The sequence below is a fragment of the Photorhabdus akhurstii genome (genome assembly GCF_019090985.1).
Classification (GTDB): Bacteria; Pseudomonadota; Gammaproteobacteria; order Enterobacterales; family Enterobacteriaceae; genus Photorhabdus; species Photorhabdus akhurstii.
This window is the reverse complement of record NZ_CP020335.1, coordinates 4525975-4543311: the sequence shown is the minus strand read 5'-3', so window position 1 is coordinate 4543311 and position 17337 is coordinate 4525975. Positions and strand designations below refer to the sequence as shown.

The 17337-nt window shown below is 38.9% G+C and carries 14 protein-coding genes; 10 read left to right on the top strand and 4 right to left on the bottom strand.

Going from position 1 to position 17337, the window contains the following annotated elements; genetic code table 11:
• Positions 1-156: 156 nt before the first annotated feature.
• Together B0X70_RS19445 and B0X70_RS19440 are read right to left on the bottom strand one after the other, a co-directional pair.
• Positions 157-1437: an aldehyde dehydrogenase family protein gene (locus tag B0X70_RS19445; protein WP_217470160.1), complete on the bottom strand. Its 1281-nt coding sequence runs from the start codon at positions 1435-1437 to the stop codon at positions 157-159.
• 82 nt (positions 1438-1519) lie between these two features.
• Positions 1520-3040: a hypothetical protein gene (locus B0X70_RS19440; RefSeq protein WP_217470159.1), complete on the bottom strand. Its 1521-nt coding sequence runs from the start codon at positions 3038-3040 to the stop codon at positions 1520-1522.
• A gap of 1663 nt (positions 3041-4703) precedes the next feature.
• On the opposite strand from B0X70_RS19440, the gene B0X70_RS19435 reads away from it, so the two are divergent.
• The 9 genes from B0X70_RS19435 to B0X70_RS19395 all read left to right on the top strand — a co-directional run bounded on the left by B0X70_RS19435 (position 4704) and on the right by B0X70_RS19395 (position 14079).
• Positions 4704-6659: a bifunctional 2',3'-cyclic-nucleotide 2'-phosphodiesterase/3'-nucleotidase gene (locus tag B0X70_RS19435; RefSeq protein WP_217470158.1), complete on the top strand. Its 1956-nt coding sequence runs from the start codon at positions 4704-4706 to the stop codon at positions 6657-6659.
• Between the two features lie 87 nt (positions 6660-6746).
• Entirely contained in the window at positions 6747-7526 is a 780-nt protein-coding gene (locus B0X70_RS19430; RefSeq protein ID WP_217470157.1) for a ribonuclease T2 family protein, read from the top strand.
• Positions 7527-7722: 196 nt separating this feature from the next.
• Positions 7723-7974: a type II toxin-antitoxin system RelB family anti-toxin gene (locus B0X70_RS19425; RefSeq protein ID WP_036778377.1), complete on the top strand. Its 252-nt coding sequence runs from the start codon at positions 7723-7725 to the stop codon at positions 7972-7974.
• A 3-nt stretch (positions 7975-7977) separates the two neighbouring features.
• Positions 7978-9276, top strand: a complete 1299-nt coding sequence (locus B0X70_RS19420; RefSeq protein WP_217470156.1) for a type II toxin-antitoxin system HipA family toxin — start codon at positions 7978-7980, stop codon at positions 9274-9276.
• Positions 9277-10080: 804 nt separating this feature from the next.
• Positions 10081-10686: a DUF1062 domain-containing protein gene (locus tag B0X70_RS19415; RefSeq protein ID WP_036808733.1), complete on the top strand. Its 606-nt coding sequence runs from the start codon at positions 10081-10083 to the stop codon at positions 10684-10686.
• A 49-nt stretch (positions 10687-10735) separates the two neighbouring features.
• On the top strand, positions 10736-12250 hold the full coding sequence (locus B0X70_RS19410; protein WP_217470155.1) for an MFS transporter: 1515 nt from the start codon (positions 10736-10738) through the stop codon (positions 12248-12250).
• A gap of 478 nt (positions 12251-12728) precedes the next feature.
• Positions 12729-13148: an Hcp family type VI secretion system effector gene (locus B0X70_RS19405; protein ID WP_246593542.1), complete on the top strand. Its 420-nt coding sequence runs from the start codon at positions 12729-12731 to the stop codon at positions 13146-13148.
• Between the two features lie 26 nt (positions 13149-13174).
• Positions 13175-13582, top strand: coding sequence for a hypothetical protein (locus tag B0X70_RS19400; protein WP_217470154.1), 408 nt, complete (start codon positions 13175-13177; stop codon positions 13580-13582).
• Between the two features lie 5 nt (positions 13583-13587).
• Positions 13588-14079 (top strand): DUF4225 domain-containing protein, encoded by a 492-nt coding sequence (locus B0X70_RS19395; RefSeq protein ID WP_217470153.1) that lies wholly within the window; start codon positions 13588-13590, stop codon positions 14077-14079.
• On the opposite strand, the gene B0X70_RS19390 is transcribed toward B0X70_RS19395, so the two are convergent.
• The gene (locus B0X70_RS19390) at positions 14054-14656 is read right to left on the bottom strand and encodes a hypothetical protein (RefSeq protein ID WP_217470152.1); all 603 of its coding nucleotides are present in this window, start codon (positions 14654-14656) and stop codon (positions 14054-14056) included. The two genes, B0X70_RS19395 and B0X70_RS19390, sit on opposite strands and share 26 nt — an antisense overlap.
• A gap of 60 nt (positions 14657-14716) precedes the next feature.
• Positions 14717-14926: an Hcp family type VI secretion system effector gene (locus B0X70_RS26005; protein WP_377311842.1), complete on the bottom strand. Its 210-nt coding sequence runs from the start codon at positions 14924-14926 to the stop codon at positions 14717-14719.
• A gap of 994 nt (positions 14927-15920) precedes the next feature.
• Between B0X70_RS26005 and B0X70_RS19380 the strand changes: the two genes are divergently transcribed.
• Positions 15921-17291, top strand: a complete 1371-nt coding sequence (locus tag B0X70_RS19380; RefSeq protein ID WP_217470151.1) for a condensation domain-containing protein — start codon at positions 15921-15923, stop codon at positions 17289-17291.
• The last annotated feature ends 46 nt before the right edge of the window (positions 17292-17337 follow it).

Below are 17337 nucleotides of genomic sequence, written 5' to 3'. Positions count from 1 at the left end.
ATAGCGAATCACAGGGATAAGCCCTAGTATCTTGTGTCAATTATCTTGCTTGGCGGTTTCGTGATTGTATTAATCGCTAAGACACGCCGTGCTTACTTGTGGAAAGTACGGCGCGGTCAGGTCATCCGTTGAAATAAGAGGATTCACCGGAGTGGTTTAAATTCCCGCTTGAACGCAGCGACGTTTTTCACCTTTTGGCGTGGGAAGGGGATCAAAGGGTTCAATTAAATAGTGGTATATGTCACGCTGTGGCAATGTACTGCCGCTAATCCGATTTCCTTCATACCAAAGGCATGAAGCCGCCGGCCCTTGACCGCCATAGGGAAGATAACCGTGTTCTTCCAGATGTAAGTCAGTATTGCTCAGAATACTATCTGGCAGGTGAAGGCGTTCGCTGAGTTGATGATGGATATAGTCACTGGTACCAAACAAAGATATATACATCGCATTAGCAGAATATAAGGGATCAGAAAAATAATGGATTAAATCTTGATCCTGATAATATCTTTGTAAGAAGAAAACCGGGGCAAAAAATTCTTTATAATTACCTCCTAATGATAATTCTTTCTCGAAAACCGTCGGTTTTATCATGCCATTGATGGGATTAACTTCTCCTCCATAGGTGCAATAGGGTCTATTTACTTTAAATACTGAAGCAATTTTTATACTGTGATCGATATCGCTATTGGGGCCGACGATATTCTTATAGTCACTATAAGGTCCAATTTTGTCTTCAATATTCTTCAAATCAGAGATTAATCGTTGCTTGAATAAATCGTATATATCATTGTGTACTAATATAGCGTTTGGACCCGCGCAATCCTGCCCTTGATTGTAAAGAACGACTCGTTTTGCACTTTCAACGGCCAGATTAATGTCTGCATCTTTTGAGATAATAAGTGGATTATGACCGGCGCCATTAAGAATAAATAAGGTGTTCTTTCTGAAATGTTTACGGACTTTGAGTGCATTCTCTGGCGTTCCCGTAAAGATTACCGCATCCGTTATTTTTACTCGTTGACTTAAAAATAACTCCTTATCTTCATAAGAAATAGATAATGTCGGAGAAAATTCGGATAAATTAATAACCTCCTCAAATTTTCTGTAATGTGTGTGCATTGCTGTCGGCGGACGTATGCACACGTTTTCTGCCATAAGTGAAGGGATAAAACCAAAACATACCGAAGCGTAAATGGGTTGATTAAGTGGGAGGAATGATGTCACACCATAAATTTTCTTTTTGAAATACGCTCTGTTGTTCTCAATATTATTCAAGACGTCTATTGAACGGAGAATTTCATCTTCGGTGACGTTTTTACATTGATAGCCAGAGAGTGCTTCAACTAGCGCCTCGCGATTCTTCTGTAAAGCTGAGGAAAGTTCATCACATTTTTTTCTGATTTCGGTGAAGTTAATTTTACTGTATAACTTAGTCATATATATTTGGTCCTCCTCGATGCTATTGTTTATTAATCTCTCTTTTTGATGTCTATTAATTTCGTTATTAACGATATTCTCCTCATTTTTTGGGGATTGGTTTTTTATATGGATTGTTAAAATGGGTTAGAATATGCTGCATGCAATTTAAATCTAACCATGTTTTAATTCGTGGGCCTTTGGTATCGCCAAATAACCCTCGATAGAGCAGAGACCATATTTGGGATGATTCATCATCTGAAAAATGGTCTTCATATGTACTGATTATACGTTGGAAAAGTTGATCTTTAGTGGATATTTCTCCTGAACTTATTGAATTGGCAATGTCTGAGAAATAATTTTCTTCTTTAATGTCTTGTAACCCTTGGTTTTCATTTTTACATGTCCTGATATAATAATTATAACTTATTTCCAATTCCTGATTTGAAATGGATTCTCCCGGTTTTTTATAGCAATTTAAAAAATTTTCAGCAGCGAGTTTACTCGCCGGTTTTGAAGCGTGTAATATTCTTGCTATCTTCGAAAAAGATAATCGTTTTCTATCTTTTTGCGAAATATTCACTTGATCATTGAGATGTGGCGCCAGCGCGACATAAAACTTAGATGATCTCTGTGGCTCTTTTGAGAGATAAGTGCGAATTGCGTCTCGTGTAAGCAGATGGCGAATATCATCCAAAGAGAAACTATTTCCTTTCGACTTCGATATTTTTTTACCTGAATCATCGAGGAAAAGCCCATATTTGTAAAAACGTGGAGTTGGCCTGTTTAATGCTCCCGCGATCTGGCGAGCAACGGCGGCGGAAGCCAGCAGATCTTCACCATGCATTTCAAAATGAATGTTCCTGGCAAGGAGGCGCATACCCCAGTCTGCTTTCCATTGAAGTTTAGATTTACCGTTTAGTACCGAAATAGTTTGCTCTTGATCTAATATCTCATTTTTATAGAATTCCCGAATTTCTACGCCATATTCATAACCGGGTTTATTAATGACTTCATCACCAGGTATGTAATAGGTTATTTCTCCTGACGCAGGGTTCACACCTGTGACTATGATATGCTCAAGTACCGCACCGGTTCTTTCAGAAATGGGCATGATCATGCTGTAGGTTCTTTGTCTTAAAGATCCCGTCGATGCCTTGCATATTTGGTTTATTACTGAGAAATTTTGCAGAAATAGTTTGATTCCGTCATTGTAATCGCCATTTTGATAGGCTAAAGAGTTTCTGACTAGTTGACACTCTATTTCATATTCTGCGGCGAGCTTCATGAGTTGATATTCCGCCATTTCAGAGAATGACGGGAAATTGCCGAAAGGGTCCGGCACCTTACTTATCGGTTGGCCTAAATAAGGCGTTAATGTTTCAGCATTTGGAATATTCAGAGGCACTTTTCTGAAAGGGTCCAAATCATCTGAAATGAGATAAAAATTAACTGTTCTGCCTGCTTTCTCCAATTCGGTTTTGATGAGATTGGCACGGAGGATTTCACAAAGGGTTCCTATGTGTGGCAGTCCTGTTGGTCCAAAACCCGCTTCGATATTGATTGATTCCTTGTATGGTATAGCCTGATTAATTTCGAGGGCTTCCTTGACATACCATTTCATTTGCAGTTACCTCCATCATAATGTTTTGATTATTTTAGGGTTAATGGTGATGAATAAAGACGGTAGAGGTGTTATCAACTTGTCAGGAAATCCTCAGTAATCCTGATGAGAAAAAATGCTTGAAAATGTTAGATTATTTTATATTTTTTGTTTTGATATCAGCGATTAACCTTAAAACTTCTTTAAAATGAATGAATAGTTAACGCTAGTTCTAGCTAATTAATTATTACTATAAACTTATTCTAAATTCTTTCGGCTCTACTGAAGTGCTGAAATGATAAAGTTTAATGATGCGCTTTCTAATGTTAAATAAAATTAATGTAATTATTGTTTCTGGTCAAGTGGCTGACATAAATTTTTTTATTTTCTCTTCATTGCTGAATTGAGTGAGATGGTGGCGACATTGATGAATGTGTCATGCTGAGTAGAAAAGTCATTTATAGGAATTTAGTGTAGCTCAATTTATTGAAGAAATATAATGCTAAAAATAAATTTTATACTTTTTTTCTTTTATATCAATGTGATGAGATTATTCTGAATTTTATTTGTAAATTAATTTTGTTTTTTTCTTTAATTGTTTTTTTTAAATTTTAAGTTTAATTAATAAAATGAATTTTTTATTTTTATAATATCTTTGATATAGATTTGTTTTTAACATAAAAATAATAAAAATTAATTTTTTAGATTATTTTTATGTGAAATAAATAACATTGTTTTTTTATGCTTTTTAATATCTTATTATTTTAGAGTTAAAATTAATTTATATTAAATATAATTGTTAAAGTTTTAATCTGTTAAATGATTTTTTCATGAATAAGGTAATTAATAAAATTCAATTAAAAAGATCAAGTTACCTGACAATGTGATTATTATCACAAATAATTGTAATTATCTGTGTATTTAACGATATAATTGTGCATTTTATCACGAAAATAATTTTTGTTTTATTTATTATATAGTTGCAATAGATTAAGTGGCTAAAAATCACATCGAAAAATTGAAATGTTAATAAAGTAACTTTTTTAACTAAAAGCTTTCAGTTATTTTGATGTAAATTAACAATTGCTTTACAATTAAATGCCGTAAGAATTTATATAAGTAGACCTAATATGGGTAATAATTAATTGCTTAAAAATATTTTCAATTTGTTAGTAATTTTATTTTATACAGTAATATTATGAGTGGTATTTATTAGCCTGAATATTTTACCTGGTTAAACAGAATAGCGAGATTTTTGTTCAGAAATAAAGCTAATAATTAAATATAAAGTATTATAGATATTTTATTCTGACTTAATTGAAATGGAGTACTGTTAAAGGTGGATGAAGAGCAGATTTTATCGTGTTAGTGACAAAAAGAAGGAGTGAGATCCTGGCAAAGTGGTATGCGCGGGTAACTCTCTGCGTGTTAAAAATGAAAAGGCCCTAACTATAAAAAAACAGAGTTATCTCGTTGGTTGAGATAAACGTTTAACAATTTCTCAGTACAATAGCCTGCGTTTGTTCGTTGAAACGGCATATGATGATGTGCACAGCGACAATCCAGCTTATGAAAATAAAAAACAGATGGTTCTGGAAACGAGAACTTGTCTGTACTTATAAGTTGACAGTGATAAGAGAACTGATTTTAGTTTCTCTAAACTAGCCTAAAAAAGAGGTGTGAAATGGTTAACAATGTGTTGAAAGTCTCCACATTAACCTTATTGGTCGCATGTAATGTCCATGCTGCAACAGTTGATTTGCGGGTAATGGAAACATCTGATGTTCACAGTAACCTGATTGACTTTGATTATTTTAAGAATAAGCCTACGGAACAATTTGGTTTGGTACGCACAGCGAGTTTAATTAAAGCAGCTAAAGCGGAAGCTTCCAACACCATCTTGGTCGATAACGGTGACTTGATTCAAGGTAGTCCACTGGCGGATTACGTGGCGGCAAAGGGCCTTAAAAAAGGGGAGTCTCATCCAGCACATCAGTTAATGAATACAATGGGTTATACCGTGGGTAACTTTGGTAATCACGAGTTTAACTTTGGTTTGGATTATCTGAAAAAAGCTATTGCTGGCGCGAAGTTCCCCTATATCAATGCCAACATCATGGACGCGAAAACCGGTAAGAACTATTTCACCCCCTATATTATTGTTGATACGCCGGTGAAAGACCGGGAGGGTAAAAACCATACCATTAAGATCGGCTATATCGGCTTTGTACCGCCACAGATTGTTATTTGGGATAAGGTCAATCTGGATGGAAAAGTGGTCGTTAACGATATTACTGAAACTGCGAAAAAATTTGTTCCTCAAATGAAAAAAGCGGGGGCAGATTTGATTATTGCTATTCCTCACTCCGGTTTTTCCAAGGAGCCTTATAAGGCAATGGCTGAGAATTCGGTTTATTACCTGAGTGAAGTTAAAGGCATTGATGCGATTATGTTTGGTCACTCGCACGGGGTGTTCCCAAGTGAAGAATTTGCAGACATTAAAGGCGTTGATGTTGCCAAAGGTACGGTTAACGGTATTCCGGCCGTTATGCCCGGCCAATGGGGTGATCATTTAGGCGTTGTTGATATGGTTATCGACAACGAGGGCGGGACATGGAAAGTGGCGCAGGCAACAGCGGAAGCGCGCCCGATTTATGACAAAGTGAATAAAAAGGCACTGGTTGAGAGCGATAGTGAGTTGGCGCACATTGTCGATCAAGCTCATCAGGGAACACAGAGTTTTGTGGGTAAATTTATTGGTAAAGCTTCCGCCAATATGTATAGCTATCTGGCTTTGATTCAAAGTGACCCGACAGTGCAAATCGTGAATGATGCACAAGCAGATTACGTTCGGCATTTCATTCAGGGTGATCCTGATTTAGCGGATATTCCGGTTCTGGCCGCCGCAGCGCCATTCAAAGTGGGTGGACGTAAAAATGCGCCGGCAGAGTTTGTTGAAGTTGAAAAAGGCGATTTAACCTTCCGCAATGCAGCAGATTTGTATCTCTATTCCAATACACTGGTGGTCGTTAAAGTCACCGGCGCTGATGTGATTGAATGGCTGGAGTGTTCGGCCGGTATGTATAACCAGATTGATCCAAATTCAACTCAACCACAGTATCTGTTGAACTGGAGCGGCTTCCGTACTTATAACTTCGACATGATCAGTGGCGTGAATTATAAGATTGATCTGACTCAGCCTGCTAAATATGACGTTGATTGCCAGATCATCAATCAAGGGGCGAACCGTATCAAAGAACTGACTTACCAGGGTAAACCGATCGATCCTCAAGCTAAATTTCTCGTTGCTACCAATAATTACCGCGCCTATGGCGGTAAATTTGCCGGTACAGGCGAAGATCACATCGCATTCGCTTCACCGGATGAGAACCGCGCTATTTTGGCGGCTTACATTGTCAAAATGTCTAAACAGAAAGGGATGGTAGAGACTAACGCCGAGAATAATTGGTCGATTATGCCAATCAAAACTGATAAGCAACTGGATATCCGTTTTGAAACGTCTCCAAGTGAGAAAGCGGCGAAGTTTATCAAAGCATTTTCTCAATACCCGATGAAATATTTGGCAAACGATGATATCGGTTTTGCGGTATATCAAATTGATCTAACTGAAAAAAAATAATTTTAACTGTCCTACGCCTGCCCTGATTTGGGCAGGTTTTTATTTGCTTACCATCAACAGGGAAATCATTTCCCATAAGGAATTAAGATGCGTTTTTTTAATTTATTATCAGCAATAGTCGTTTTACTGGTTGTTGGCTGTGCGAAACAACCAGAAGTAACAGGAGTGGCTGACTCGTTAGAGTTTCGAGCAACATTGGAAGAGGGTGCATCTTGTATCTTACCTGCTACTCCGCCGAAAGATTATGACTTCGTTGCCAAAAATGACCGTTATGGTCAGAATGCAACTGCATCGACAGATTATTTCAAACTGGCTATTAGTTATTCTCCAGCATTTTGTAAGAGCAAAGAAAAGAATATTAATAAACTGAAAAGTAGTAACAAACTTGCTGAGGCGCAGCGTGAATATGAAAAGTTTGAATTGCAATGCTTCTCCGAAAACAAATTTAGTTGGGTCATTCACGGCTTATGGGCGCAAACCTGCAACGGTAAATCAATGGCGCAGTGCCGTGATTGGTCTGATGTTCGCAAACATCCACGTCTTTGCAAAGGGGATTTGCCACAACTGGATTATCAGGTGATTGAACCTTATCTGTGCGCTTCTCCCGGGGCAGATCTGTTGCAAGGCGAGTGGGAAAAACATGGTGTTTGCGCGTTTGCAACGCCAGATCAATTTTTCAGTAAACAGCAGGAGCTGTTCGATGAGTTGGTATTGCCGAGTAATCGTCCATCTAATGAACAATTAATTAAGTTCCTCCAGAAAAATAACCCATCATTGAAGGGAAAAACCATTCAGATCAATAGTGATGAATTGTACATTTGCTACAGCAAAAATTTCGACGTGATTGATTGTCCAAAGCGTGAGTAATGATTGTTCTCCTTTCTATAAAGGAGGATCACAGTGATGTGCCTGACCTGCGGTAGCGTGGGTCAGGTTTACCTTCTCTTCAAATAGTCGATATATCCCTTTCAGGGGATATTTTTTTCTTATCCTTTATAGGGGATAAACTTGAATTTATCCTCTACAGGGTATATTTTGTATTTATCCGTCATAGGGGATAATTATGAAGATCACATCACCAGCAATGCTCGCACTCGCAATGAGAGAGGCCCGTAAAAAAAGCAAATTGACTCAGCGGGAAACGGCTGATCGGGTCGGTATTAAACAGAGCACTGTATCGGGATTCGAGAAGTATCCAGAGGGCAGTAAGATGGAAACCTTGTTCAAGTTACTCTCCGCATTGGAACTGGAGCTCCATGTATCAGAGCGCGGGAATTCACAAAGAACGAGCACCGGTTGGAAAGAGGAGTGGTAATCGATGAAGGCGTTGACGGTTGCGCTTAATGGTTTTGAGGTCGGAACGCTATTTCGTGATGGCACTGGTGCGATGTCATTTCAGTACAAAGATGAGTGGTTGCTCCTGAATGGCGCTCGTGCCATTTCACTTTCAATCCCTCTTAGCACCCAACGGCATAGAGGCAAAGAGGTATTTAATTTCTTCGATAACTTATTACCAGATTCTGATGCGGTTATTGCCAGGATACAGGCTCGGTTCAAGGTACAAAGCAAGCATCCTTTTGATCTATTGGCTAGTGTGGGAAGGGACTGTGTAGGGGCCATTCAGCTTTATCCAGAAGGAGCGGACATCCCTCCCGTCAGTGATATGGTTGGTGAACCGCTTAATGATGATGCTATTATCGAGCTGCTAGAAGGGTATCAAAGCTTCCCGTTGGGAATGACAGAGCGAGATGATTTCAGGATCTCATTAGCCGGAGCTCAAGAAAAAACCGCGCTTCTCTGGCATCAGGAATGCTGGCAACGCCCCCAAGGAAGTACACCCACGAGCCATATCTTCAAACTGCCAATTGGTCGGATAGAGCAAAACAATATTGATCTCAGAGAAAGCTGTGAAAACGAATGGCTTTGCCTAAAGATTGCTAAGGCATTTGGCCTCCCTGTAGCTAATGCCGAATTGGCAACCTTCGGAAAGCTGAAAGTATTGATTGTTGAACGTTTCGACCGTCGATGGTCATCTGATGGGAATTGGCTAATGCGTCTTCCACAGGAAGACCTTTGCCAGGCTCTAGGTATTGCTCCGGCACTCAAATATGAATCGGATGGTGGACCTGGCATTGCAGACGCTATGAAGCTGTTGCTCGGTTCTCTACAACCAACTCAGGACAGAGAAACGTTCTTCAAGTCTCAGATCCTGTTCTGGCTGTTGGCGGCGATTGATGGTCATGGCAAAAATTTCAGTATGTTCATTCAGCCTGAATCAGCGTACAAGATGACACCACTTTACGATGTGTTGTCGGCTTACCCTATTTTTGCGACGAAGGGGATAGCACCGAAAAAGGCCAAGATGGCAATGGCATTACGAGGAAAGAATAGCCAATATAATTGGGCGTATATCCAGCCACGTCATTTTTTATCTACCGCTCAACACGTTGGATTTTCTACTGAGACAGCAGAAAGTCTGATGACGCGGATGGGAGAAATGTCAGGAGCTGTAATCGACCAAGTTGCGCGTGAATTACCTAAAGACTTCCCTAGTCACATTAGCGGTCCAATCTTTGAGGGGCTTGATAAGCAGGCTAAAAAACTCCGTGTTGGATAAATCAGTTACTGGAAAGGTGGTGTGCCACTGTAAGATAACGAACAATTTCCCTCTTAGGGGATTGTTTTGAATTTGTATGTAATCTTAAGCTAAGTACATATAAATATATATGCTTAGCTTTTCCTTCTCTCACTTATATACGCAAAAACTATAAAGCAAACAACAATAGCGATAACACCAAAGAGTGTTAACCAACCCCACACATTTGGGAAAAAGAATAAAGCAATAGATGACCACACAACAATAACTACCAAAGGAGTATACGACCACAAAAGATCCTTAAAGAATATAAAAAAAGCGCCTTAAACCACTCCTGGCTAAAAAGTTTTTTGCTCATATTCATACTCAAATATTAATTATATCCGCAATTGCATGAACAATATCATCTTAACTGCACTGTTTCCCGATAAAGCTAACTTGTAGTGGCTCACAAAATCATGACACTCGCATAGCCTTTTCCCATTAGCTTTTCGTATTCAGTCGGTGAAATTCTCCCATTATAACTATTATGGTGCTGATATCCCGAAATGAACGGCGTCTGATGCAGAATTCAGAACGCCTTCGAAAAAACATTGCTTGCAGTCTTATAAATTCACGTCAAGCTCTTCTGTCTTCTGTCTTCTGTCTTCTGTCTTCTGTCTTCTGTCTTCTGTCTTCTGTCTTCTGTCTTCTGTTTCTCTGCCCCCTAAGCAACGAATTGATAAAGGGTTTCAAGATCTGATGTTATAGAATATCATCAAAATCAGATCTGAAATTAACCAATTTAGCCGTAACTAACTCAACCAATTTAAACTTGGATCTATCATGACAAATAGAAATGTTATCTGGTTAGTAAGGCCTGTAGGCTATCAGGCCATTTTGAAACGTTGCCCTGGCTGTGAAGTAAAAAAGGAGTTTTATCCAGCCGGCACTTTTAGGGTTAATGCGCAAAAAAAAGTCTTAGATGTGTGGAGTATCTATAAATGCGAAAAGTGTGATTACACTTGGAATATTGATATTTTTTCCAGGATTCATGTCAACAAATTGGAAAGCAATTTGTATGAACGGTTTTTGCATAATGATCAAGATGAAATACGACGGTATGCGTTTGATTATCGCGTATTGGCAAAGAATAGAGCTGAACTCGGCGCGGCTCCTGACTTTATCATCGAAGGTAAAGAGCTTCATGACATCGCTCAAATTCCAGCGGCAGAGATCACAATACAGCTTGAATATCCCATTCCTATCAGATTGATCTCAATCTTGACCAAAAAGCTTGCATTGTCACGTAGTCGAGTGGCTAAGCTCGTTGATCAAGGCACTATTCAGGGGGTAACAGAAACGGAATTAAACAAAAAGTTGAAACGCGATATCACTCTTAGCGTTAACGTTAACGATTTATTGCAAGAGTATGAGAGTCATTGTGTCTAGATGACACAGAATTTCCTGGAGATGACGGGTATAAGAATGGATGAATGAAATGAATACAATAAAGAAATGGTGGGTGCTCACTGCTGTTTCAGTCGCGTTATCGCTGGTTGCTATCGATATGACAGTGTTATATACCGCGTTACCGAGTCTGACCCACAGTTTGGGGGCGAATACAACGGAAAAGTTATGGATAGTGAATATCTATCCTCTTATCGTCTCTGGGTTGTTGCTAGGTGCGGGTACCTTGGGAGATCGCATCGGGCATAAGCGGTTGTTTGTTTACGGTCTCATCATCTTTGGCTTCTCATCCCTGGCGGCGGCCTACTCTTATTCGCCGGAGATGTTGGTTGTTGCTCGGGCGTTATTAGGGGTTGGGGCGGCCATCATGATGCCTGCCACACTGTCGATTATCGCTTTGACATTCGAAGATGAAGATGAGAAATCATTTGCCATTGGGATCTGGACTGCGGTTGCCTCTGGCGGCGCGGCGATAGGCCCCCTGATTGGCGGCTTATTGCTTGAATATTTTTGGTGGGGATCAGTGTTTCTGATCAACGTTCCTTTGGTGATTTTGACACTCATTCTGTCATGGTTGTTTGTCCCAACGGCGAAAACAGATTCGTCTCATCCGTGGGATCTTATTGGCTCCTTGCAGATCATGGTTGTCTTGATAAGCTTCGCCTATGCTATCAAGGAATTTGCCAAACGGCAGCCCTCCTATATCGCAATATTGGTCACTTTCACCCTGACGATAGGTTTTCTGGCGTTGTTTATTCGACGGCAAAAACGTAGCGTGCATCCGTTGATTGATTTTGACCTGTTCAAAAGCCCGGCTTTCTCATCGGCGGTTATCGCCGGGCTGGTGGCTTCCGCCTGTTTGATGGGCCTTAATTTGGTGTTAAGCCAGCGTTTGCAACTGGTATTGTCATTAACGCCTTTGCAATCCGGGCTATATTTTCTGCCATTCTCATTGGGCGCGATTGTTGCAAGCCCGGTGAGTGGTTGGGTTCTTCCTCGTTTGGGCAGTGCTCGATTCCTCATAACCTCGTTATTGATGTATTCCATTGCCATACTGGCGCTCATGGCGAGTTTTTCAACACCTCTGCCTGTGCAGATAGCTTGCTTTTTTGCGCTCGGTATGTGTCTTGGAGCAACAATGACCGCTGCATCCACGACTATCATGCAGGCAGCGCCGCCAAATCGGGCAGGTATGGCGGCGTCGGTTGAAGAAGTTTCCTATGAATTGGGCGGTGGATTGGGCATTGCGATCATGGGTAGCATTATGTCATTCATCTATAGCTATTTCATTGACATTCCAGTGGATTCTCCAGTCTACGATATTGCTAAAGATGGTATTGATGGCGCACTGACTGCGGCAAAAGATATGGCGCCGGATGCCGGGCAAGCTTTGGTCAGCCTCGCTAAGTCAGCGTTCGACGATGCTGTTTTTTCTGTGATGGGCGTTGCGTCCCTGTTTCTCCTGATGATGGCGGCGTTGGTGTGGTTCAATTTCCGCCGCTCCTCATTGAGTGATGCATCTCATGCTGCGGTTCATCATCAGTGAAATAGGTGAGTAGGATTGATTGCATCCATCGTTTCTTAATCAGAAGTTAATGGTTGAATAAGGGAGCCGCATTTTTGCTGGCTCCCTTCCTCATTTAGCTTCATGGGTACGCTTGGGTTTCGCCTTGATATTCAACCCAGTGACCCTTTTTACCAGTACCCGGATAAAACCCTAAATTGAGATGTTAAAGACGCACTCAAAAGTCGTAAAACCGTTCTAAACTTTCAGGATGTGTTTGATCTTAAAATCACTCACGGGTGTTTTTAACGTACTTAACGGGTATTTTTAGTGTCTAAAATCGTCCGTTTAACATAATGGGTCATGGGTATCTGAATTTATAGATAAGATAATTTTTTTATTTTTAATGTTTTATTTGAGTTATTTTTGTAATGTTATGATTTTTTTTAAGGAAATTATATGGGGTATAGTGATGGCGAATATTATTTATCTTAAGTTACAAGGAAAGAAATAGGGTTCAATCTCTGGCGGATGTTCTACTATAGAGTCTATAGGTAATAAATATCAAAAAAGTCATGAAGATGAAATATTAGTTAATGAATTATCTTCCAATTTATCAATGCATCAAAATGTGAATTTTCAACCTATAGATATACGTAAACCTATCGATAAATCTTCTCCTTTATTATCACAAGCGTTAACATCAAATGAAATATTAACATGTGAATTTTTCTTTTATCGAACTTCGATGAGTGGTGGGCTTGAATTATATTATAAAGTTAAATTAACCGAGGCATCTTTGGTTAATATAAATTTCTTTTGTCCAAACTCTATAACACATAATGACGCACAACCAGAAGAATCTCTATCCATTAAATTTAAATCTATTACGTGGGAACATGTGACTGCCGGGACTAGCTCCTATAGTATATGGGAATAGAGGGTGTACTAATGATAATGCCGTCAATGAAACAGTTTGATTATTATGGTGATGAATTAATTAAAATATCCAGATATTCAGCAGCTTATTTGTTGGATGATATTGAACTTAAAAATAACTATTTACGTGAAATTAGTCAGGTGGTTAGATTGATAAGGAGTGATTTTCAAATTGCCTTATATAATTATAATCAAGGGCGCCAGGAGTACTGGGCTGACATAAAAAGATGCATAGCCGAAATAAGAATGGAATTGGATGCGGAAAGGTATGGTTATGAACAAGGAAGAAAAAAAGATAGGAAAACATATTTAAAGACTCAAGAATATTCAGGAAATGGATTTCTATTTTATGGTAAAAATGGGTTAAAAATTATTGGAGGCATTGTACAGTTCGGAGCTGGAGTTATGTCTTTTCGCACGAAGGTGGGGGGGTAAAGAAAATGGAGTCTAGAGGTATGGGAGTTTTAGGGACAGTAACAGGGATTGGCGATACAGTGGAAGGGGTAACCAATATCATGTATGAATTTACAGATGGTGAAATTAATCCCGTAAATCCCATTAAATATTTTACAGAAGAAGGATTCTCTTTTTTGGGCGCTGATGAGGGTTCTGGGGAATTAGCGTATGATACTGTAAACTTTGGCGTTGGTATTTATTTTGGGTTTGCAGCGTTTACTAAATTTAATCCTTCTAAAAGAATTATAAACTTACCTGTGGAAACAAAAAGTGGTCTTGAAAAAGTACCACTTTTACATAGATTGTTCACTGAAAAGGGGGGAGTTAGGTTATTCAAATATATGGAAAGTGATTATAACAGAAAAATGTTTACCAGTAGTAAAGCGGTGCTTACTTATAAAACTGGGAATACGGCAATTAAAGCATACTTGCTGTTAGATAAATATCTTTTTAATGAGAAAGATGAAAATAACTGAAAAGGTAAATTATTTTTGCCTTTAAGTATAAAAGGAAACTAATTTTTTTATCTAATGATATTACTATGGGTATATGGATTATAGCAACGAAATATATTGATGCAAAAATGTAAAACATTACATATGGGTTGTTATTACTTGCGTATATGCTTGCGAAATATAGTAATATGAATATGAAGTTGAGTGTGATTATTGTGGGTAGATCCCAGCGAAACAAATCACTAAGCCATTCATTATATTTATCTTTTGATTTGATTTGTTGCTCATATTCCTCGTTAGAAAATTTTATTTCCTTCTCATATGAGTCGTTTAACAATTTAATTTCTTGCTCATATGCCTCGTTTAACAATTTAATTTTTTCCTCACGATGTTCATCGTTTAACGATTTAATCTTTTTTTCGTGTTTATCTCTTAAAGATTTAATTTTTTTCTCATATTTCTTTCTTAAAGATTTATTTTCTTTTTCAATCTCATCCCTTACGTATTTCATTTCTTTCTCATAGGCATTTCTTAAAGATTTATTTTCTTTTTGTGATAGTTTATTTAATAGGTAAATGTTGTTATTTTTCATTTTCATAATCTTCTCTCTTTTTTATGGGCGATGGTATTTTTTGTCGCCCATCACTAATGTTAGTTATCAGGCTATTTTTATTTGTATTTTTTCATAAGGAGAACTTTCGTTTAAAAACTTAGTATCTATTCTTTCTATAAACGCATTTTTAAATTTAAATTCATGTGCGATTTTTCCATCAACATATTGAAAAATAGTCAATTCTAAATTTTCGTTTTTATCAATAGCATTAAGTAATAAAGGGGATGAACTATCTAAATTTTTTTCTAAAATTATTGTTTCTATATAACTTAAGTCATCAATACCTTTTGATAACTCAAGGTAGTTAACCTGTATTTTATCTTTATGGGTATCATTGAACAGTTTCTAGACAACAACCCTTGATTTGCCCCTGTAATTTCCATGTAAGTGGTATGCTGCATAGCATTTCTTCCTTTGTTACTTATTCCTAAGTAAGCCTTTATTTGAAAATAGTCAATAAAAACTGATGCATCGTTAGATATATCATGTATGACATAAATATTAATGTCTAGATTTATTTAAATAATGCTGACCTGGTTACTTTAGAGCTGATGATAGGCTTCCGTGCAGTTTCGGGCACTTCGGATCGCTTTTCTGAGTGCCATATCGTCAATCAGATTGAGGACATGAGTGCTCTTGACGATGGAGTCCCGCTTTATCATAGATCTCCTTGGCCTGCTGTTTACCATCCGAAGTGAGTTTGTAAGCTAGGCGGGTTGGCAGCAAATAACACTAGAGGTGATAGCTTCCACAAGTCAGACCAGAGCGCCTAAAAGAACAAGAGGGCATGACCCGGTTTATTGCCTGGCTGGACTTTCTGTGTGAACAACTTGAACCGGGCACAACCGTCTGGCACTTAATACGAGAAACGGAAAATATAACGGAGTAAATCTAATATCTCCATGCCGAAAGTATCACGTTGATTTTATATAACTATGGCATTCATAAAAGCCGGAAAGTGAGGATATGGTTAAAGCAAAACGTTAACCAGATTACTTATTTAATAGTAATAATGTATTAATTATTTTGGTCCAGCTCAAATATCTGGATTGATTCGTGGAGGTTTCCTTTTTTATTGCTACTTTTAAAATCGTCACTGTATTTTTAGTACCTTAATAAATGACGCAAATTATCATTCCATGCGGGGTAGCCGGGCTATCAATTCCCGTTTTTTACTCTGCATGTTCGCTTTCTCTGGTAGTCAAAAGTAAACGCTGTGTTATTCGACTAGTTTATATGCAGATAGAGTATGGAATCTGCACATTTCGTTTCTGCCCGTCGGGCTTGCAATGGAAAGGTGAATATTATGCGTGTTCAATTAGGGCAATTATATGATTTGCGATATTCGCTGAGAGTTGATCAATTATGTGTCGGTGAAGTATTAATGCCCTTGGAGCGATTGGAACCGGCACACCTCAAGGTAGCGATTGAATATATATTGAATAAGTATTCTATTCTGAGAGCACGGTTTATCGGTAGCGGGATGGATATGAAGATGGATTTCGTACCGCCTGACAGTGAATTATTGCATCAAGCTTTTGAAGTCAGAGAGCGAACCGATAGTCCATGTGATCGCCGACGCTTAATATCAAACTACATTGCTGAGGTTAGGGCTGCCATGAATTTGGCAAATCCGCCGTTATTGCGTTACTGCCTGTTTGATGGCAATTGTGCCCGTGATCAAAGATTGGTATTGATATTCAATCACTTAGTTTGTGACGGTATTTCCAGCCGGATCTTATGGCGAGATCTTTCAAAGGCATACAGAATGTCAGTGAGTGGTCAGCCCCTTGCCCTTGAGAGTGCCACAAATTACGAGCAATTTTGTGCTGAGTTGTATGAACGACATCGGCAAATCGTAAAAGCTGTTATCCCTGATGATGAACAACAAGTTGAACAACCTACCCTGAATATTCTCGGTGGGCGAAGTGTTGAGTCACTCCCCATTAGCAGATTGTCTGAGGCCGTCACAGAAATCAGGCAGCTTGATGGCGAAGCTTTAAATAGGATACGCCTTTTGGCTAAGCGACATCGCGTCAGTGTTGCGGATTTATTGTTAGGTAGTTGGTTAAAGGCGCTGGCGGCTGTTTTTGGGAAGGGCAGCCTGAATATGCTGTTGTGGGTCAGTCCTCATTTTGTAGGATATTGGGAAACCTCAGTGGCTAATCTTGTCGGGTCAGTATCATTTCCAATCACAGTTAAGTTTAATATTGATCCAGAGCCATCGTTGGATAGCACTCTCCAGCATGCGGTACAAGAGTTCAATAACGCGATGGAAAAAGCGGCGGATTATGCTGCGACTTACTTGGTGCCTAATTCCATCTTTGGATGGCCTGAACTTCCTGCAATTTCTTTCAATTTCGTTGGTGATCAACGACGGTCTCCTAATGTTATTGGCTATGAACTGTCGCCTGAAAAAATACGTATTGGGAAACCCGATGAAGATGCGCAAGAGATACCATTGAGCATGGATATAGAGGTCTATGCCGATATGATGGAAGTCACTATTTCTTCCAGGCCAGATTGCCATCTACAGATTTTACCGCCTCGTTTAATGGATCTTTGGTTAGAAATGATTGGAGAACTTGGAATTGAACAGCCGTTTTTCTCTGGTTATTAATAGCATATCTCACCGTTTTTTCGCCTTTTATGGGCGTAAAATTTGA